At 47.7% G+C, this 18,949-nt stretch carries 22 protein-coding genes and 2 pseudogenes; 9 read left to right on the top strand and 15 right to left on the bottom strand.

Features of this window, described 5'->3' with window-relative positions:
- From traJ to HMPREF9441_RS02990, 8 genes and pseudogenes are all read left to right on the top strand, one after another.
- Positions 1-1,053, top strand: coding sequence for a conjugative transposon protein TraJ (gene traJ, locus HMPREF9441_RS03025; RefSeq protein ID WP_039864835.1), 1,053 nt, complete (start codon positions 1-3; stop codon positions 1,051-1,053).
- Positions 1,054-1,074: 21 nt separating this feature from the next.
- Positions 1,075-1,698: a conjugative transposon protein TraK gene (traK, locus tag HMPREF9441_RS03020; RefSeq protein ID WP_008617867.1), complete on the top strand. Its 624-nt coding sequence runs from the start codon at positions 1,075-1,077 to the stop codon at positions 1,696-1,698.
- A gap of 4 nt (positions 1,699-1,702) precedes the next feature.
- A complete protein-coding gene (locus HMPREF9441_RS03015) occupies positions 1,703-2,041 on the top strand; it encodes a TraL conjugative transposon family protein (RefSeq protein WP_008617866.1) in 339 nt (112 codons plus the stop codon).
- Complete coding sequence (gene traM / locus HMPREF9441_RS03010; RefSeq protein ID WP_008617860.1) at positions 2,028-3,374, top strand: conjugative transposon protein TraM; 1,347 nt, start codon at positions 2,028-2,030, stop codon at positions 3,372-3,374. The genes HMPREF9441_RS03015 and traM overlap by 14 nt, the downstream gene beginning before the upstream one ends.
- 204 nt (positions 3,375-3,578) lie before the next feature.
- Positions 3,579-4,460: pseudogene (gene traN, locus HMPREF9441_RS03005) on the top strand (conjugative transposon protein TraN); the annotation flags it as partial.
- A 1-nt stretch (position 4,461) separates the two neighbouring features.
- Complete coding sequence (locus HMPREF9441_RS03000) at positions 4,462-5,043, top strand: conjugal transfer protein TraO (protein ID WP_008617857.1); 582 nt, start codon at positions 4,462-4,464, stop codon at positions 5,041-5,043.
- Between the two features lie 11 nt (positions 5,044-5,054).
- Entirely contained in the window at positions 5,055-5,573 is a 519-nt protein-coding gene (locus HMPREF9441_RS02995; RefSeq protein ID WP_008617850.1) for a DUF3872 domain-containing protein, read from the top strand.
- 105 nt (positions 5,574-5,678) lie between these two features.
- Positions 5,679-6,142: pseudogene (locus HMPREF9441_RS02990) on the top strand (tRNA (adenine-N(6)-)-methyltransferase).
- Between the two features lie 71 nt (positions 6,143-6,213).
- Here the strand turns inward: HMPREF9441_RS02990 and HMPREF9441_RS02985 are convergent.
- The 10 genes from HMPREF9441_RS02985 to HMPREF9441_RS19165 form a co-directional block, all read right to left on the bottom strand.
- Entirely contained in the window at positions 6,214-6,429 is a 216-nt protein-coding gene (locus HMPREF9441_RS02985) for a DUF7688 family protein (protein ID WP_008617842.1), read from the bottom strand.
- A gap of 114 nt (positions 6,430-6,543) precedes the next feature.
- A complete protein-coding gene (locus HMPREF9441_RS02980) occupies positions 6,544-6,855 on the bottom strand; it encodes a hypothetical protein (RefSeq protein ID WP_008617841.1) in 312 nt (103 codons plus the stop codon).
- A 69-nt stretch (positions 6,856-6,924) separates the two neighbouring features.
- The gene (locus HMPREF9441_RS02975; RefSeq protein ID WP_008617839.1) at positions 6,925-7,170 is read right to left on the bottom strand and encodes a DUF6956 domain-containing protein; all 246 of its coding nucleotides are present in this window, start codon (positions 7,168-7,170) and stop codon (positions 6,925-6,927) included.
- A complete protein-coding gene (locus tag HMPREF9441_RS02970; protein WP_172634908.1) occupies positions 7,167-7,397 on the bottom strand; it encodes a DUF3873 family protein in 231 nt (76 codons plus the stop codon). Before HMPREF9441_RS02970 ends, HMPREF9441_RS02975 begins: the two co-directional genes overlap by 4 nt.
- 6 nt (positions 7,398-7,403) lie before the next feature.
- On the bottom strand, positions 7,404-7,601 hold the full coding sequence (locus HMPREF9441_RS02965) for a hypothetical protein (protein ID WP_008617837.1): 198 nt from the start codon (positions 7,599-7,601) through the stop codon (positions 7,404-7,406).
- A 19-nt stretch (positions 7,602-7,620) separates the two neighbouring features.
- On the bottom strand, positions 7,621-7,878 hold the full coding sequence (locus HMPREF9441_RS02960; RefSeq protein ID WP_008617836.1) for a hypothetical protein: 258 nt from the start codon (positions 7,876-7,878) through the stop codon (positions 7,621-7,623).
- Between the two features lie 24 nt (positions 7,879-7,902).
- Complete coding sequence (locus HMPREF9441_RS02955; RefSeq protein ID WP_008617835.1) at positions 7,903-9,195, bottom strand: PcfJ domain-containing protein; 1,293 nt, start codon at positions 9,193-9,195, stop codon at positions 7,903-7,905.
- Positions 9,192-9,611 carry a PcfK-like family protein gene (locus HMPREF9441_RS02950; protein WP_008617834.1) on the bottom strand — a complete coding sequence of 140 codons (420 nt, stop codon included), beginning with the start codon at positions 9,609-9,611 and terminating at the stop codon, positions 9,192-9,194. Before HMPREF9441_RS02950 ends, HMPREF9441_RS02955 begins: the two co-directional genes overlap by 4 nt.
- Positions 9,612-9,632: 21 nt before the next feature.
- Positions 9,633-9,860, bottom strand: coding sequence for a hypothetical protein (locus tag HMPREF9441_RS02945; RefSeq protein ID WP_039864848.1), 228 nt, complete (start codon positions 9,858-9,860; stop codon positions 9,633-9,635).
- 101 nt (positions 9,861-9,961) lie between these two features.
- The gene (locus HMPREF9441_RS19165; RefSeq protein WP_008617832.1) at positions 9,962-10,087 is read right to left on the bottom strand and encodes a hypothetical protein; all 126 of its coding nucleotides are present in this window, start codon (positions 10,085-10,087) and stop codon (positions 9,962-9,964) included.
- A gap of 800 nt (positions 10,088-10,887) precedes the next feature.
- Here HMPREF9441_RS19165 and HMPREF9441_RS02935 point away from each other — a divergent pair.
- Complete coding sequence (locus tag HMPREF9441_RS02935; protein WP_008617821.1) at positions 10,888-12,813, top strand: NAD(+) synthase; 1,926 nt, start codon at positions 10,888-10,890, stop codon at positions 12,811-12,813.
- Between the two features lie 91 nt (positions 12,814-12,904).
- Here the strand turns inward: HMPREF9441_RS02935 and HMPREF9441_RS02930 are convergent, their stop codons facing one another.
- From HMPREF9441_RS02930 to HMPREF9441_RS02910, 5 genes are all read right to left on the bottom strand, one after another.
- Positions 12,905-13,516 (bottom strand): IMPACT family protein, encoded by a 612-nt coding sequence (locus HMPREF9441_RS02930; protein WP_172634907.1) that lies wholly within the window; start codon positions 13,514-13,516, stop codon positions 12,905-12,907.
- A gap of 74 nt (positions 13,517-13,590) precedes the next feature.
- On the bottom strand, positions 13,591-14,838 hold the full coding sequence (locus HMPREF9441_RS02925; protein ID WP_008617819.1) for a DUF1015 domain-containing protein: 1,248 nt from the start codon (positions 14,836-14,838) through the stop codon (positions 13,591-13,593).
- 11 nt (positions 14,839-14,849) lie between these two features.
- Complete coding sequence (locus HMPREF9441_RS02920; protein ID WP_172634906.1) at positions 14,850-15,770, bottom strand: NAD(P)-dependent oxidoreductase; 921 nt, start codon at positions 15,768-15,770, stop codon at positions 14,850-14,852.
- A 75-nt stretch (positions 15,771-15,845) separates the two neighbouring features.
- Complete coding sequence (gene serC / locus HMPREF9441_RS02915; protein WP_008617817.1) at positions 15,846-16,913, bottom strand: 3-phosphoserine/phosphohydroxythreonine transaminase; 1,068 nt, start codon at positions 16,911-16,913, stop codon at positions 15,846-15,848.
- A 170-nt stretch (positions 16,914-17,083) separates the two neighbouring features.
- Positions 17,084-18,406 carry a DEAD/DEAH box helicase gene (locus HMPREF9441_RS02910; RefSeq protein WP_008617816.1) on the bottom strand — a complete coding sequence of 441 codons (1,323 nt, stop codon included), beginning with the start codon at positions 18,404-18,406 and terminating at the stop codon, positions 17,084-17,086.
- Positions 18,407-18,949: the final 543 nt, after the last annotated feature.

Raw genomic sequence — 18,949 nt, 5'->3', positions numbered from 1 at the left:
ATGGGCGGAGAATTTGACAACCTGCACCAGATACTGCGTGTCCTCTACGACGAGATGATGCCGCTGTGCGGTGATATGACCTCCGTGGCAAAAGGACTGGCTGGACTGGGTGCACTGCTCTATGTGGCTGTCCGGGTATGGCAGTCGCTTGCCAAAGCCGAGCCGATAGACGTATATCCTATGCTGCGCCCTTTCGCTCTCGGTATTTGTATTATGTTTTTCCCCACACTGGTTTTGGGTTCAATGAACGCTATTCTAAGTCCGGTCGTGCAGGGAACGCACAAGATGCTCGAATCCCAGACATTCGACATGAACAGCTATCAGGAACAGAAGGACAAGCTGGAATACGAGGCTATGGTACGCAATCCCGAAACGGCATTCCTCGTGTCGAATGAGGAATTTGACAAGCAGTTGGAGGAATTGGGCTGGTCGCCTTCCGACATGGCGACAATGGCGGGTATGTATATAGAGCGTGGTGCTTATAACATGAAAAAGTCCATACGCGATTTTTTCCGTGAGGTGCTGGAACTCCTATTTGCCGCTGCCGCACTCATCATAGACACGCTGCGTACCTTTTTCCTTGTGGTGCTGTCCATTCTGGGACCGATAGCCTTTGCCATCAGCGTGTGGGACGGCTTCCATTCCACGCTGTCGCAATGGTTCTGCCGCTACATACAGATATACCTGTGGCTGCCCGTTTCCGACCTGTTCAGCACGATACTCGCCAAGATACAGATACTGATGCTTCAGAATGATATAGAAGCCTTGCAGACAGACCCGAACTTCAGTATCGAGGCAAGCAACGGCGTTTACATCACATTTCTCATCATAGGTATCGTGGGCTATTTCACTATCCCGACAGTGGCTGGCTGGATTATCAATGCCGGAGGTGGAATAGGCAACTACGGTCGCAATATAGGTACAGCCGCAGCATTGGGCGGAAGTGTAGCCGGAGCGGTAGGCGGTAATGCGGCAGGACGTGCCGGGAAATTGGTCAAGGGAGCCGGAAGCATGGCGAAGTCCGCAGCCGGGAAACTGTTCAGAAGAAGTTAAACCTGTTAAAAGCAAATTATTATGGAATTTAAGTCATTGAAGAATATCGAAACATCCTTCAGGCAGATACGCCTGTTCGGGACAGTGTTCGTTGCCGCCTGTTCGCTTGTGGTCATCTGTTCCGTGTTCAGCGCGTTCCGCTTTGCGGAGGCGCAGCGGCAGAAAATCTATGTCTTGGACAACGGCAAGTCGCTGATGCTCGCGCTCTCGCAGGATATGTCGCAGAACCGCCCGGCAGAGGCGAGGGAACACGTCCGACGCTTTCACGAGCTGTTTTTTACGCTGTCTCCCGAAAAGAGTGCTATCGAGCATAACCTCAAACGCGCCCTGCTCATGGCGGACAAGAGTGCCTATAACTACTATGCCGATTTCACGGAGAAAGGTTATTACAACCGTATCATCGCGGGCAATATCAATCAGGTGTTGCAGGTGGACAGCGTGGTGTGCAGTTTCGACAACTACCCGTACAGTGCGACCGCATACGCACGGCAGATGATTATCCGTGAGAGCAACGTGACCGAACGGAGCCTTGTCACTTCGTGCCGTCTGCTGAACGCCACGCGGAGCGACGACAACCCCAACGGGTTTACCATAGAGGGTTTTACCATTTTAGAGAATAAAGATTTACGAACGATTGAAAGATAGAAGCATGAAGAAAACAATAAAACGGATTACCGGATGGCGCGACGCCCTTGAAGGACGGTTGCGCGAGCGTCTGGAGTCGCTTTCCCCGAAAGCACGTCTTACGACCGTCCTCGTGATGTTCTCGCTCTTCGCCGCGGGTTGCCTCGTGATGCTGGCGGCAGCCGTATGCGACTTCGGCAAGGGCAAAGGACAACGGCTGGAGATGGAACATATAGAGAAGCTGGAACTTCCCTCCCGTGAACGGGGCATAGTACCTTATGACTATGATACGGAAGTTCCCGATTGTGAAACCGAAGCCGGCATGATACCGGCTGAAAAACTCGTTGCCTATGAAGTGGAATGAACTGATGAGAAGGAAACCTGACGGGGAGAAAGGGAACACCCCGAAAGAGCCTCTGACGGAGGCACAAAGGCAGAAGCGAAAGAAGATGCTGGTCTATCCGCTTATGGGACTTATGTTTCTCGGTTTGATGTGGCTGATTTTCGCACCTTCGGCAGAGGAGAAGGCAGCGGAACAAGCCGGAACGGGCTTCAATACCGATATGCCGCTTCCGACGGATGCCGCCATTATCGGGGACAAGGAGAAAGCCTACGAGCAGGCAAAACTCGAAGAGCAGAGGCGGGAAAGAAACCGTGCCGTGCAAGACCTTGCCTCTTTGTTTGAAAGCGAAGAGGGAGAACAGGAAAGCAAGGACAGCGAGGAGGATTATGACCTGCTCAATCCGGGCGGCTCGTCTTCGGGCTACACGGGTGGCGGAAACCGGACTCCGACGGCGATACACTCGTCGGCAAGTGCCTACCGGGACATCAACGCCACATTGGGCAACTTTTACGACAGTCCCGAAGAAGACCCCGAAAAGGAGGAACTGCAAAAACGGGTGGAAGAATTGGAGGCGATGATGGAGCAACAGCAGGAGCAGCCCTCGTCTATGGACGAGCAGATAGCCTTGCTGGAGAAGTCCTACGAATTGGCGGCGAAGTACACCGGAAAGAACGGTCAGCAAGAGAATACGGTTACGGAGGAAAACGAGAAACCGACAGTCCGAAACGGGAAGGCGGTGGCTATGCCGGTCGGTCAGGTCAGGGAACGGGTCGTGTCCTCGCTGGCCCGACCGATGAGTGATGCGGAATTTGTCGCCGGATATACGGATGAACGGAACTTCGGGTTCAACACCGCCATAGGTATGACGGACGAAGAAAGCAAGAATACCATTGCCGCCTGCGTCCATGCCGACCAGACGATTACCGACGGGCAGGCGGTACGCCTGCGGTTGCTGGAGCCAATGCGTTTGGCAGGCAGGATTATCCCCCGTAACACGGTTGTCGTGGGCGGTGCAAGGGTACAGGGTGAACGGCTCGGTATCGAACTCACCTCGATTGAATATGGAGGGACGATTATTCCCGTGGAGCTGGCTGTATTCGACAGCGACGGTCAGGAGGGTATCTTCATCCCCGGTTCTATGGAGATTGATGCCGTCAAGGAGATTGCCGCCAACATGGGCAGTTCGCTCGGTTCAAGCATCAACATATCCACCAATGCCGGGGCGCAGCTCGCTTCCGACTTGGGCAAGGGTGTGATACAGGGCACGAGCCAGTATATCGCCAAAAAGATGCGTACCGTGAAAGTCCACCTGAAGGCAGGCTACAAAGTCCTGCTCTACCAATACGAAAACTGATTGATCAACTTTTTTATAAACCACTAAATCCAAAGTAAAATGAAAAGAATATTTTTAATGTTCGCCCTCTCGATGGGCATTGTATGTGCCACAAACGCACAGGAAGTGAAAAACGGCAGCAACGGTAACAACGCCTCGCAGGTTACGGAAGAGGTTACGGCAACCGCAGAAGAAACGGCGGCAGGGCAGACGGAGAAACTGAAATTGGAAAAGGATGTCTATCCGCAACAGACGGAGAACGGTGACTTGTATCACGGACTTTCCCGCAAACTGATGTTCGACCGCATGATACCCCCTCACGGATTGGAGGTTACTTATGACAAGACCGTCCATATCCTGTTCCCGGCATCTGTCCGCTATGTGGATCTGGGTTCGCCCAACCTCATTGCGGGTAAAGCGGACGGGGCGGAAAATGTCATCCGTGTGAAGGCTACCGTGAAGAACTTCCAAAACGAGACGAATATGTCCGTGATTACGGAGGACGGTTCATTTTATACCTTTAATGTGAAGTATGCCGATGAGCCACTGTTGCTGAACGTGGAGATGTGCGACTTCATCCACGATGGCGAGTCGGTAAACCGTCCGAACAACGCACAGGAAATCTATCTGAAAGAACTCGGAAGCGAAAGTCCCATGCTGGTACACCTGATTATGAAGTCGGTTCACAAGGAGGACAAGCGTATTGTAAAGCATATCGGCAGCAAGCGTTTCGGGATACAGTATGTACTCAAAGGTATCTATGTGCATAATGACCTGCTATATCTGCGTACGGAAATCAAGAACTCGTCAAACGTGCCTTTCGATGTGGATTATATCAACTTCAAGGTCGTGGACAAGAAAATGGCGAAACGTACTGCCATTCAGGAACAGGTACTGTTTCCTGTCAGAGCCTTCAATTATACCGTCCGTGTAGCGGGCAAACAGTCGGAACGCACGGTGTTCTGCCTGCCGAAGTTTACCATACCCGATGACAAACAGCTTGTTATCGAACTGTGCGAGAAGAACGGAGGTCGCCATCAGTCTTTCATCGTGGAAAACGGGGACTTGGTGCTGGCAAAGGTCATAAACGAACTGAAGGTACGCTGATATGAGAAAGGTGTTGTTATTGATGGTTTTGTCGCTTGCCCTGTTCACAGGGCAGGCACATGCCCAACGCTGTCTGCCAAAGATGAAGGGCATTGAACTTCGGGGCGGCATGGCAGACGGGTTCTACACGGGTGATTTGCAGAATGAAGCCGGATATTATTTCGGAGCGGCACTCTCGTCCTATACGAAAGGAGGGAACAAATGGATATATGGGGCGGAATACCTGCAACGCTACAAGCCGTACAGGGAGATAAGGTTGCCGGTATCGCAGTTCACGGCGGAGGGCGGCTTCTATTACAACTTCCTTTCCGACCGCAGGAAAATCATGTTCCTCTACATTGGCGGTTCGGCTCTTGTCGGGTATGAGACCGTGAATTGGGGCGAGAAACTGCTTTATGACGGCTCCCGGCTGAACAACAAGGATGCGTTCATATACGGCTGTGCCGCTACCCTTGAAATGGAGGTCTATCTGGCAGACCGTATTGCCTTGACCGCTTCCGTGCGTGAGCGTTTCCTCTGGGGAGGCAGCACGGGGCATTTCCATACGCAGTATGGATTGGGAATTAAATTCATCATTAACTGATTAAAAACGAAATGACAATGAAAAGAATGATAATCAATATGTGTATGTGCGGCTGTATGGTTGCCGCACTTGTCAGCCTGACCTCCTGCAATGACGAATTGGAGGTACAGCAGTCCTACGAGTTTACGGTGGAGACGATGCCCGTTCCGAAGGAGCTGGTGAAAGGAGAAACCGCCGAGATACGGTGCGAACTCAAACGGTCGGGAGAGTTTGCCGATGCACTCTACACGATACGGTATTTTCAGTATGACGGGGAGGGTTCGCTCTCTTTGGACAACAACCTGACCTTGCTGCCCAATGACCGCTACCTGCTTGAAAACGAGAAGTTCCGCCTGTATTATACCTCACAGTGCGACGAGTCGCAGAATTTCATCGTGGTCGTGGAGGACAATTTCGGCACGTCCTGCGAATTGGAATTTGACTTCAACCACGACAACGGGGATGAAGGCGAAGATGTGGACTCCGGTACTAATCCGCCGGTTATACACAAGCCGTTGGATTCGTTGGTTGTCGTAAAACCGTGGAGATAGCCTATGTCTATGATACAGATGAAAAGTACAAAGGAGAGCAATGAGAGGTACACGCCTCGTCATGCGGTATTGCCCATCATCAAATACCTGCCGTAAGAAGCGGTTATATGGTGTCCATTCGATACGGATAACAGCGAGTTCGTGTTGGCATTGAAGGAACACGGCTTCAAGGTCGTCCATTCGCATATCCTGACGGGAAAGGATTTCTTCGATTATGAGCCGGAATATTGGGACATCATCGTTTCAAATCCTCCGTTTGGCAACAAGAAGGAGATCTTTGAACGATGCCTGTCCTTCCGGAAACCCTTTGCCTTGCTGATGTCCAATATGTGGCTGAACGATGCAGCACCATACCGACTGTTCAAGGACAGGGAATTGCAGTTGCTTCTGTTTGACAAGCGGGTGCAATACAACAAGTTGGGTCGCCCCCCTTTCGGTTCGGGTTATTATTGCCACAAGATACTGCCCAAACAGATTATATTCGAGAATTTGCAGGTGTAAAAGGTGAGATGAGCCGTATGCACGGGGATATGGAAAGGCTGTTTGGAAAGACGGTAAATATGGAGTAGCCATATCTTAAAAACAAGACAGCCTGCCGGATTCCGTTCGGCAGGCTGCTTTTGATTTTGGGGTATTCCGATTACCGTATCGTTCCGCTTTTCACGGGAACACCATCCGGGAACATTTCCAACGTTCCTTTTTTCAGTCCCATTGGAAGCAGGACACAATCCAAATAGTTCCGATACTCCAGACCTTTCAAGTTTACCCCTGTAAGGTTATTGAATATCATTCCGACGGATAAGCCATCCTCGCTCTCCAATACCGTTTTACCGTTCTGTCTGATTTCCTCTTTCATAGAAATATACTTTTGTGCTTTAATCGCAGATTATAGACAATGGTTTCTTTGCTACTTTCTTTGTCCGCCCCTTGCTCACTGAAAGAAAGTAGCGGCGGCAAATGCCGCCACCGCTTAAAAAAGTCGGGTGTTTAATCCCGTTACCTCCGTAAAGATTTCCTCCAGCATATCGAAATATATCCCCTCGTATTTGGCGATGTCTTTCGTCTTGCTCTCGAAGGTCTTTTTGCTGAATGTCTTGCGGTAGAAACGCATATTATAGAGGTCTAACCCCTCGTCGTAAATGATTTCAAGGCGGTTGGCGGAAGTCTTGTTCCGTGAAAGGCTCATCAGTAAGCCGTTGCCCAAACCGATAAAATCCTTGCTGCCGGTCGTGAGTGCAAATCTATGTCCTCCCATCTGCTGTAAAATCGTCTGTGCTATCATAATATACTCTGTTTTATCTGTTCAATACTTGTTTTTGGGTGAGGGCGGTGTTTCCACCGCCTCACGCTGTTAATACTCTGTCAATTCGGCTATCTCGCTATGCCTGTGCAACCACTCTTTCACACACTCCATATTGTATTCGCTCGTGATGACTGCCGTATGGCTGTCTGTCTGCGTGAAACGGGTGCTTTCGTAGTCGTCTATCCACTCTTTGAGGGTTGCCACTCCCCAAAACTGCACATCACTGAAAATGCCGTTCAATTCCGTTATCGTTTCCTTGAACTTGACGATTATCGTTTGATAGGTTGCGTTCATTGTCTTTCCTCCTTTCCTTGCTTCTTGTTCTGCCACTTGTCCCTTGCGGTTCGGCACTCGTCCAATGTCGGTTTTACGCAGGAGAACAATTCTCCGTCCTCGCTTCGGTAGTCGTATTGCACAAGTGTCCGCTTGCGTCTGCCGAAACCCGATTGGAAACTTTCGTATTTCTCCGTACCTGCTTCCGTGCAGGTACTTACTCCGTTGATGGTCATTCGTGTTGTCATAATCGTCTATTTTTGAATAAATCTTTCCAAATATCTCTCTTGTATGCCGAGTGCTTCGGCATAGATACTTAATTGGGCGGCATAGCGGGTGCGGTAATAGCTTCTCTCCATTTCGTTCTTGGATTGTCCGATATGTGCCCTTATATCGTTCAAATGCCTTTTGACGATATACTTGTAGTAATGAAGCTTTCTCTTTCTGTCCATATCCTTATGTGTTATGTTATTAGAAGTGTACTGATAAAATTCTGTTCTTCATCACCATTTCGGGATTGCTTGTATAGCGTTGGTGCAGGTAGAAGTGGTGAGAGCCGAAGCCGTAAAGGAAGAACCTGTCAAGTTCGTGCTTTTCGGCAAACTCCTTTATACCTTTCCTTAACCCCTCCTCACTTGTTGTCAATGTGAGGAGGTTTACAAATTCAAGGAACAAAGTGGGGATTTTATCGTCCCACAGACAAACCATGCTTTCAATTCTTACTTCCATATCATTATCGTTTTAGAGTTTATACTATGCTGCTTTTCTCATTCGCTTGCGGATTAGGCTCATATTGCTGTCCACAAGGTCTATAATGCGGTCGTGGTACTCGGTGTTTTGGTTGCACGCTCCACGGCTTTGCACCACTTTGAATGTCTTTAACGACACTTCTATCGTTTCAATGCGTACCCCGTCTATGGTAGCCGAAAGGATGAGGGAGTTCTTTTTGAGGTAGTAGGAGTTAGACCACACGCAATGGTGCATTACCGTTCCTTCTTCCGCAAATTCCGCCACGCTTTCCAATACACGGATGTTCAGTGTTCCGTCTGTAAAGACAATACCGAAGAATTTGCCTTTGAGTTTGCGGTATTCCTTTTCGTACTTCTTCGCTTCCTGCTTCCGTTCCTTCAACTGCTCGCGTTCCCTCTGTCTGTCGCGTTTCCGTACCAACCTGTCGTGTTCGGCTTTGAGGTCGGTCGGGCAAACATACTTCGGGCTGTGCGTGTCCTTGCCGAAATGACGGAGCAAGTCTATCATATCGCACCACATAGAGCCGTCGGATATGGTGTAGCCGTTACGGATGCAGATTTTAATGGACGCCCAATAGTCCCCGATATTGAAAGTACGATGCAGATAATGGCGTAACATCGGATATTGTCCTGCTTTCATCAGTGTTTCCGCTCGGCTGTCGGTAAGAATGGCAGGGAACAACTCTTGCGGAGTGAGGTTGTGCAAGTCCCCATCAAAGCCGTTGCGTTTCAGTTCGGGTATGACCTTGATTGTCGGGTAGGTCTTGTATGCGTCAATGTCGTATGCCTTATGGCTCTTGTTACCCCTCAATGCAATATCACTCCATTCGTTCCACATATCGTAATATAGGGTGTGCATACTTCTGAGCCTTGCTATGATTTCCGACTTTCCGCTTGGTGCGAACCACCACTGCACTACTTCGTTTAATGAATATTCGGCAGGCTGTCCCACCTTGAAAGTTGCCCTTGCCATAAAGTAGCGTACCACCTGATAGCCTTTCCGTGTGGTGATGACTGAATAATATGCGTTCTCCCTGAATACCCGTTTGCGTGTATCAAGGATTTCAAGTTCCTTTCCGCAATGTGGGCAGGTGCATCCGCAAATGCTTTCGGCAAGTTGATGCTTGCTTTTCCATCGGTGTCCGCACTCGGTGCAAGTGATGATACCGCCTTTCGTGCGGTGTGCATAGTGCTTGAAACAATGCTCAAATGCGTATGCGGTCTGACTTTCGGTCGGTTTGGGCAGTCCGTTTGACAGACGGACTACCTCTTTCTGTATGCGTGTTCTCGGTTTCATAAGCCTAAATCAAATAATGAGGGTTGGACATTGGTTTCTTGCTTGGCGGTCGGCTTCTTGTTGCGTTCCTGCATCTTGCGGAGTTCGGCTTGCTGGTACTGCTCGACTGCTCTTTTTCGTGCTTCCGCCTTTTCCTCCTCCGTGAGTTCCACCGTGTGGTTTACCATCACTTGGCAAGAAAGGGGGTTTCCGACCTCTATATCATCCTCGTCATAGTAGTGGACTGCCATAGAGTACACCTCTCCGTCCGTGAAGCCGTTACAACCGCTCCGTTGCACCTCGTTGAGAATGTAGGTTACACAATCGTCTATGTTCTTGTCCTCCTTGCGGTATGCCACCGCAAAGAGTTTGTCCTCCGCTGCCCTTTGTTCCAAATAGGCTTGTATCGTTCTCTTGAAATGGTCTGTTGTCTTCATATCGTCAGTCGTTTTAATGGGTTACAGAATGGTCATTTTCAAAATCTCTCGCCAATAGATTGGCTCTACCTCGCTTAACAGAAAGTCCATGAAGTCCTCCCTTGCGTCCTTGCGGAGTTCTCGGAATAACTGCTGAAAGGTGCTGAAATTGCCGTTGATATAGGTTTCCACCATATACTCGAAGATGTTGTCCACCTCGTAATATCTGCACTGCTGTGATGCTGTCTTTGAATGTCTTTTCGTTTTCATATACTTGGATGTTAAATTGTTAATAACCATACGATAAAGCCGAAGAAGGCGATTATTGAAACAAGCGTAACAAACACGCCCAACACGATACGGAACACTCCTCAGATAACCTCGCCTGCAATGCCGATGACGGAAGCACCTACCCAAAGGATTGTACCGAAAATGGCTCTCAATAATGCGGTTGCCAATCTCCGCAATGTCTGCACTATGTATTGTCCTGCTTTCATATCCTTTTCGCTTTTTGATTTTTTATTTATGCGGATTTGAGAGCTGAGGGAGTTGAGTTTCGTTCTCTTTTTCGCCTCTCGTAATCCGACATTTTTTTTATGCGTCTTCCGGTCGCTTCGGTCGTTTTCGTTTCAGTTGCCCCATAAACGAAGCGGTTGGGGAAAACAAGGTTTTTTGAAAAAATACTACCCGACAACGGAGGTGTGGAGATTTTTTCAAAAACAGGAGGCTTGACCTTGTTTTACCGGCAAAACCCGAAGTTTCCTTTGCGACTGATAACGGAACGCCCTCGAAGCGATCCACTGAAGACGGATATGGAGGATGACGAAACAGAGGCGAAATTGAAAAGGAAAACCATTATGCTTTCGCCAGAATAAAAGAGAAGTGTATGAGTTACGAAGTATGCCGTACAGAACCGGCAATAAAGAATTGTCCCCCGTTACGGTACTCGCGAATTGAGTCGTAACGGGGGATATTTCTTTCGGTTATGTCCCTGTCGTAAAATGGTCGTTGAATTTATGAGGCGACGTTTTTACGATGAAATGGGATATGAAAACACTATATGCGGAAACCCGGATATTTATCCGATAAAATCCATTGGTATGTCATTTTTTTGAATTATTTTTGCAGTATAATAAGAGCAGGAGTTTTTTGAAGTTATGCAAAGCGCAGAGAACCTAAACATCTGTACTATAACTAATTCGTAACCCCTTTATGGGTAACGACAATAAATCTAACTCACTATCAGTCTCTTAATCTCTTTTTTTATCTTCAAGGAACAAATATCAAACATAGCAACATGAATTACGGATTTGTCAGAATTGCCACAGCCATCCCCGGCGTAAAAGTAGGAGATTGCAAATACAACGCGCAACAAATTGAAAGTTTGATTATTCAGGCGGAAGGTAAAGGCGTAGAAATCATTTGTTTTCCGGAACTTAGCATCACGGCTTACACTTGCGGCGACTTATTTGCCCAACAACTGCTGCTCGACGAAGCGGAAATGTGCCTTATCAGCATCCTCGACTTCACCCGCTCATTAGACATCATCTCTATCATAGGACTGCCTGTCGCTTACCACGGTACGCTGCTGAATTGTGCGGCAGTGATACAAAAAGGGAAGATTTTAGGGCTTATCCCCAAAACTTATCTGCCCAACTATAAGGAATTCTATGAACAACGTTGGTTCACATCCGGCGATGTGCACGGAAACAGCAATGTATTGATTTGCGGACAAATGGTGCCGCTGAGCCGCCACCTGGTCTTCAATACTCCCTCTTGCTGTTTCGGAGTGGAAATCTGCGAAGACGTATGGGCTCCCATTCCCCCCAGTTCCGAATTGGTACTCCAGGGAGCTGAAATCATTTTCAACCTCAGTGCAGACAACGAAGGCGTAGGCAAACAGGACTATCTCAAAGCCTTGTTGGCACAACAAAGTGCAAGATGTCTCGCCGGTTATGTATTCTCGGGGGCAGGATTCGGCGAAAGCACACAGGATGTTGTTTTTGCCGGTAAGGCACTTATCTACGAAAATGGAGTGCTGTTGGCGGAAAACGAACGTTTCTCTTTTAAAGAACAACTGGTTTACAGCGAAATAGACGTAGAATGCCTGCGTGCGGAAAGGCGTGTGAACACCACATTCAGCGCTTCTGTAGCCCGGTTGAAATCGCACGACGTCATACAGATAGACACCGAACTGTTTGCTTCCAAAAACATTGAATTAAGCCGTAAAGTCAATCCGATGCCTTTTGTTCCGGCAGGAAAGGCACTGAACGGACGGTGCGAGGAAATCTTTGCCATACAGATAGCAGGACTGGCCAAAAGATTGGTACATACACAAACCCAGACCGTAGTCATCGGGATTTCCGGCGGACTGGATTCCACCCTTGCCTTATTGGTCTGCACCAAAACGTTCGACAAATTGGGACTCTCGCGCAAAGGCATCGTCGGCGTGACCATGCCCGGCTTCGGAACCACCAACCGTACTTACACCAATGCCGTCAACCTTATGAAAAGCCTGGGGGTAACCCTGCGAGAAATCAGCATTAAAAAGGCCTGCATACAACATTTCGAGGACTTGAATTTCGACATGGCCAACCATAATGTGACGTATGAAAACGCACAGGCACGCGAACGTACGCAGATTCTGATGGATGTGGCTAACCAGATGAATGGCATGGTAGTGGGAACCGGTGACTTGTCGGAACTGGCTTTGGGATGGGCCACGTACAACGGTGACCACATGAGCATGTATGGCGTCAACGCCTCTATCCCCAAGACGTTGGTGAAACATTTGGTCAAGTGGGTGGCCGACAGCGTCATCGACGAATCCTCCCAAGCCACCTTGTTGGATATCGTGGACACACCGATCAGCCCCGAACTGATACCGGCAGACGAAGATGGCAACATCAGCCAGAAAACAGAAGACTTGGTCGGTCCTTACGAACTGCATGACTTTTTCCTATATTATACCTTGCGTTTCGGCTTCCGCCCGTCCAAGATATTCTATCTGACCCAATATGCTTTCGCCGGAAAGTACACTGACGAAACGATAAAGAAATGGCTGACAACGTTTTTCCGTCGTTTCTTCTCGCAACAGTTTAAGCGTTCCTGCCTGCCCGACGGTCCTAAGGTGGGAAGCTGTAGCCTGAGTCCTCGTGGAGATTGGCGAATGCCCAGCGACGCGTCGGCTACGGCATGGGTGGATGAATGCAATAATCTGTAAACCTGACCCCATATCAAAAAAAGAAACGGTGTGTTCCCCTCTTCTGGCGGAACACACCGTTTCTTTTTATTCCATCTGACACTTCCCTCTTCTACTCTCCATCGTCTTCAAACCTCAATGTCTCCACTTTCTCCAGTCTCGATTTTAGGCGTGGCATACTCCCTTTCCGGATGCGCAGCGTCATGCTGCAATCGTGTTCATACCCTTGACGGACAATAGACGGCTCTTCCTCCTTGACAATGCGCATGACGGAGTTCATGAAAGGATACTCAAAGAAAAACGTGATTTCCTCGTCCACAGTCTTTTCTATAATCCGGGCCGCCTGTATAGCCTCGATAGCCACCGCCTTGTAGGCTTGTATCAGACCGCTCGTCCCCAACTTGATTCCACCGAAATAACGGATGACGACAATCAAAACATCCGTCAGTCCGTAAGAATTAATCTGTCCCAGAATCGGCTTGCCCGCTGTGCCGGAGGGCTCTCCGTTATCATTGGCACGGAAATCCTTCCGTTCGTGTCCCAGCATATAGGCATAGCAACAATGGCGCGCATCGTAATACTTCTTTTGATAGAACTCCACTTGCTCTTTCACTTCGTCTACCGTATGCACAGGATGAATGAAAGCCAGGAACTTGCTCCGCTTCTCGCTATATTCTCCTTCCGCCGCTGCTGTTATCGTCTTATATACGTCATTTCCTTCCATATCCTTCCTATTCAAAAAACTCTGGCCGCCGGGTTCCACCGGCAACCGGAGTTGCAAAGATAATTATTTTTTCTTTATGAAAGTTTATGAATCACCAGTCCGCTGCGTAATTTAGGCTCGAACCAAGTAGCTTTTGGGGGCATGATTTTCCCACAATCCGCTATATCCATGATTTGTTGCATAGACACCGGATACAATGCTAACGCCATTTTCATCTCGCCGCTGTCGCAACGTCTTTTCAGTTCATCCAAACCACGCAGTCCTCCTACGAAGTCAATCCGCTTATCCCGACGTAAATCCTTAATGCCCAAAAGCTCATCCAAGATAAGCCGGCTACTGATAGTCACGTCGAGCACGTCTATCGGATCGTTTTCATCAAAACGTCCCGGAAGTACACGCAACCTGTACCATTTTTCATCCAGATAAAGCGAAAACTCATGCGGCTGCGCAGGTTTGTACGCCGAACCGCCCATGCAAGTCACTTCGAAATCCTTCTCCAAAGCCTGCAAGAACTCATCTGAGGTATAGCACCCCAGGTCTTTCACCACGCGGTTGTAATCCAAGATAGTCAGTTCGCTTGCCGGAAAGCACACGGCCATAAAATAATTGTATTCCGCCTCGGGGTGCGTCCCTCCATGGGCTAAAGCTTTCTCTTGTCCCACCAAAGCTGCCGCAGCCGTGCGATGATGGCCGTCTGCTATGTACAATGCGGGAATGGCTGCAAATTCTTTCGTAATCGCATCAATATCCGCTTCATCATCCACAAGCCAAAACCGATGGCGAAAACCGTCGATCGGGGCCACGAAATCATATTCCGGCTCACGCCTTGCATATCGGTCTATCAAAGAAGCCAACGCGGCATTATCGGGATAAGCCAGAAAGACCGGTTCTATGTTCGCATCCGTAATACGGATATGCTTCATACGGTCTTCTTCCTTTTCGTGCCGCGTCAGTTCGTGCTTTTTGATTATCCCGTCCATATAGTCCTTGACCGAAGCTCCCAACACGATGCCGTGCTGTGTCCGCCCGTTCATGGTCTGTGCGTAAATATAATACATGGGCTTAGCGTCTTCCACCAACCAGCCGTTACGCTGAAATTTGGCAAAATTCTCTGCCCCCTTTTCATACACACATGAAGCGTATTCATCCGTTCCCTCCGGAAAATCTATCTCCGGACGGATCACATGATAGAGCGACATCTCGTTGTCGCCTGCCTCTATACGGGCTTCTTCCGAACTGAGCACGTCGTACGGACGACACTCTACCCGTTCCACCAAATCCTTAGGCGGACGAAGCCCCTTAAACGGTTTAACCCAAGCCATAGCCCCTACGATTATTTATTTACCTGATATTTCGTACATCCGTCCTTGAAGAATGCGGCAATCTGATGAGCCGCAGCCACTCCGGCATTGATATTGGCCTCGGCTGTTTGTGCACCCATCTTCTTAGGTGTAGAGAAATAACGGCCTTCCAACATACGGAAATCTGCATCCGCTTCCGGCATGATGTCCGTGACATACTTCAGGTCTGTACGCTCCTGCATCAACTTCAGCAATTCCGGTTCATTAATGACCTCTTTCCGGGCCGTATTGACCAACACTCCTCCCTTGGGCATCTTGCCGACCAAGGCATAATTGATGCTTTGACGCGTCTCTGCCGTAGCCGGGATATGCAAGGAAACCACTTCGCACTTTTCAAACAATTCATCTTGCGAAGAGACTGCCTTCACCCCATCGGATTCTATAGCCGCCGCAGGGCAATATGCGTCGTATGCATAAACATCCATGTCGAAGCCTTTTGCGATATGCGCTACGCGACGACCGACATTACCGTATGCCAAGATTCCTAATTTCTTTCCTTTCAACTCCGTACCGGCCTTTCCATTATAAAAGTTACGTACGGCGAATACCAACATACCGAACACCAGTTCGGCTACGGCATTGGAATTCTGACCGGGAGTGTTCATCACCACCACCCCGTGTGCGGTGGCAGCCGCCAAATCTACGTTATCGTAACCGGCTCCGGCGCGGACAACGATCTTTAAGTTCTTTGCCGCATCAAAAACTTCATTATCTATCTTGTCACTGCGGATTATCATGGCTTCCACGTCGGCCACTGCCGCCAGAAGTTGTGCCTTCTCCGTATATTTCTCCAATAAAACGATTTCCAATCCGGCTGTCTCTGCAACCTCTTTGATACCGTCCACTGCAATTTTGGCAAACGGTTTTTCTGTAGCAATCAATATTTTAGCCATAGTTATTTTATTTAAATACATCCCATAAACAAACAGGCACACCTCTGTATAAGGCGTGCCTGTCTTTATAGCCTTTTAATGTTGAGCTTCAAAGTCCTTCATACTTTGTATCAATGCCTGCACGCCCTCTATCGTCTGTGCGTTGTAGCATGAAGCACGGAAACCGCCTACGCTGCGGTGGCCTTTTATGCCCACCATGCCGCGTTCCGTAGCAAACTGCAAAAAGTCGGCTTCCAATTCTTTGTATTCGTCGTTCATTACAAAACAAATATTCATATATGAACGGTCTTCCGCCTTTGCCGTTCCACGGAACAACTTGTTACGTTCAATTTCGGTATACAACATGTCTGCACGCTCTTTTGCACGCTGAGCCATAGCCTCTACTCCGCCGTTTTTCTTCACCCATTCCAAATTCTTCATGGCGCAGTAGATGGGTACAACCGGAGGCGTATTGAACATGGAACCGTTTTTCACATGGGTCATGTAATCCAGCATTGTGGGAATCTGGCGGCTTACTTTATTCAAAGCTTCGTCCTTTACGATAACGATATTCACTCCGGCCATAGATACGTTTTTCTGTGCTCCGGCGTATATACAATTATATTTGCTCACATCTACCGGACGGGAGAATATATCTGACGACATATCGGCAATCAAAGGAACAGGACTGTCCAAATCATAACGCATTTCCGTTCCGAAAATCGTATTGTTTGTCGTAATATGCAGATAATCTGCATCAGCCGGTATCGTAAAGTTTTTCGGAATATAGGTATAGTTGTCTTCGGCCGAAGAAGCAACTTCAACCACTTCACCGAACAACTTTGCTTCTTTCATAGCCTTCTTGGCCCATGTACCTGTATTCAAATAAGCTGCCTTCTTCTCCAAAAAATTATAGGGAACACGACAGAATTCCGTACTGGCACCTCCTGCCAGAAAAACAACCGAATAACCGGCCGGTAGGTCGAGTAATTCTTTTACCAGTTCTACAGCCTTGTCTACTACAGGCTGGAAGTTCTTTGCCCTATGGCTAATTTCCATCAGGGAAAGACCGCTACCCTCAAAATCCAAGCATGCATCTGCTGTTGCCTCTATTACTTCACGCGGCAACATGGATGGACCTGCATTAAAATTATACTTCTTCATCTAAATTGTAAAACTTAAGATTAATTATCAGTTACTCTAAGCATAACATCTGCGAAAGTAGAAAATAAAATCCATAAAAGCAACGATTGAGGCCACATTTTTTAAGTCAAGCGCTTTTTTTGCTATCATATATTATAAAAAACAGCTTTCTGCACTTACAACTCGTAATCTTATTTTGTCTTTTCTATAATCGTCTTGATGCCTTTTATCTTTTGTCCGGACACGGCGGCCAAGGTTTCTTTTAGCAAATTCCGCCTGATAGCGACAAAAGCATAGTGTTCTTTCACATCTATACGCCCGATATCGCTCTTGCCCAATCCTCCTACCTTTGACAGGAACCCCACAATATCCACCTTGTTGATTTTATCCTTTTTTCCTTTTCCGATATAAAGTGTTACCCACTGGGGCTTGGCAGGCTCGGGCTTAGGCCCTTCCCACACATAGTCTTCAGGAATCTGCTGTATAAACTCGGGCAAGTATTCCTCCGGCCCTAATATGAGAAAGACATTTCCGGAAGCATCCCACCGCGCCGTCCGACCGTTACGATGAATATAAGCATCTTCATTGAGCGGCAAATGATAATGGATAACATGGTCTATATTGGGTATATCCAGTCCCCGCGCGGCTAAATCCGTTGAAACAAACACATTACACGATCCGTTACTGAACTTGTAAAGCGCACGCTCACGGTCCTTCTGTTCCATTCCTCCATGAAACATCTCACACGAGATTCCTTCTTGAAGCAAATAACGGTAAACTCGTTCTACACTTTCACGGTAGTTCACAAAAACCAAAGAACTTTTATCTCCCAAATAGCACAAAAGCTTGGACAAGACCTCCAACTTATCTTTCTCTGGAGATTTCACCGTATAAACCTTTATACGTTCCGGAATCTGCTCTTCATCTTCCAAGAAATTCAATTTCAAAAAATCTCCCTCTGATACAAACCGAGGAATAGCCGGCGCATCTGTGGCCGAGAGAAGGAAGCGACGTTTCAAATACGGAATTTGTGCAATCACCTCCGACATTTCTTCCTGAAAGCCCATCTCAAGGCATTTGTCAAATTCGTCTATCACCAACGTATGAACATGTGAGGCATCGATATTTCCTTTATTTAAATGGTCGTTCATACGCCCCGGAGTTCCTATTATAACTTGTGGATTCAAGCTTTTCATCGTACGGTGCTCATCCATGGCCGGACGGCCGCCATAGCAACTCATAACAGGAATGCCCGTTCCCATAGACTTGAAAACCTGCTCTATTTGTAATGCCAACTCACGAGAAGGTACCAATACTACAGCTTGAAGAACATTCTCATTTTTTAAAGATTGTACTAAAGGCAACAAATAAGCGATCGTTTTTCCCGATCCGGTCGGAGATAAAAGTACCAGGTCTTTCCCTTTTCTGTATTCCTCAACCGTGGTTTGCTGCATCGCTGTCAAGCTATCTATATGCAACTTCCATAAGATTTCTTTTATATTGATGTGAGTCATCACTTTACTTTTTATAATCAAACAAATTTAGACATAAATCCCTTTATATACTGTTGTCATAGGAAACTACTCTAGGACTAGCCTTATCTTTAGGCATAAGTAACTCTGATGTAGTTCATGACATTCACAAAGATAACGCTTTTGTTTGTATCTTAAACGATAGCAGAGATAAATTTGAAACAAAATCCTAAGTAACGAATTTAAACCAGACGAACTATGCTATTTATTCTTAACCACCAAGATATAAAATGACATAGAATCATCCTTTCCCCAGTAAGTTTTCCAAATCATGCTTCATTTTTCATCTATCCCGAGAACGCCCTAACATACAACATATTACCACTGAAGAATAGAGAAAGTCATCTTTCAGTAAGCCTTCAGACATCCTTCGGCCAGACTGTAAGCATACTCCTGAACTATATTCTCCACTCCCCACCATAATACGCACTCCATCCCGCTAAACAACGGAATAATGACCTAGATTATGGAAAAATAGCAAGGAGAGAAAGAAGCGCGCTAGGAAAAAATAGATAAAAAGGGCAC

The organism is Paraprevotella clara YIT 11840, assembly GCF_000233955.1.
Lineage (GTDB): Bacteria > Bacteroidota > Bacteroidia > Bacteroidales > Bacteroidaceae > Paraprevotella > Paraprevotella clara.
The sequence above is the reverse complement of the archived record's forward strand: the minus strand, read 5'-3'. Positions and strand labels throughout refer to the sequence as shown.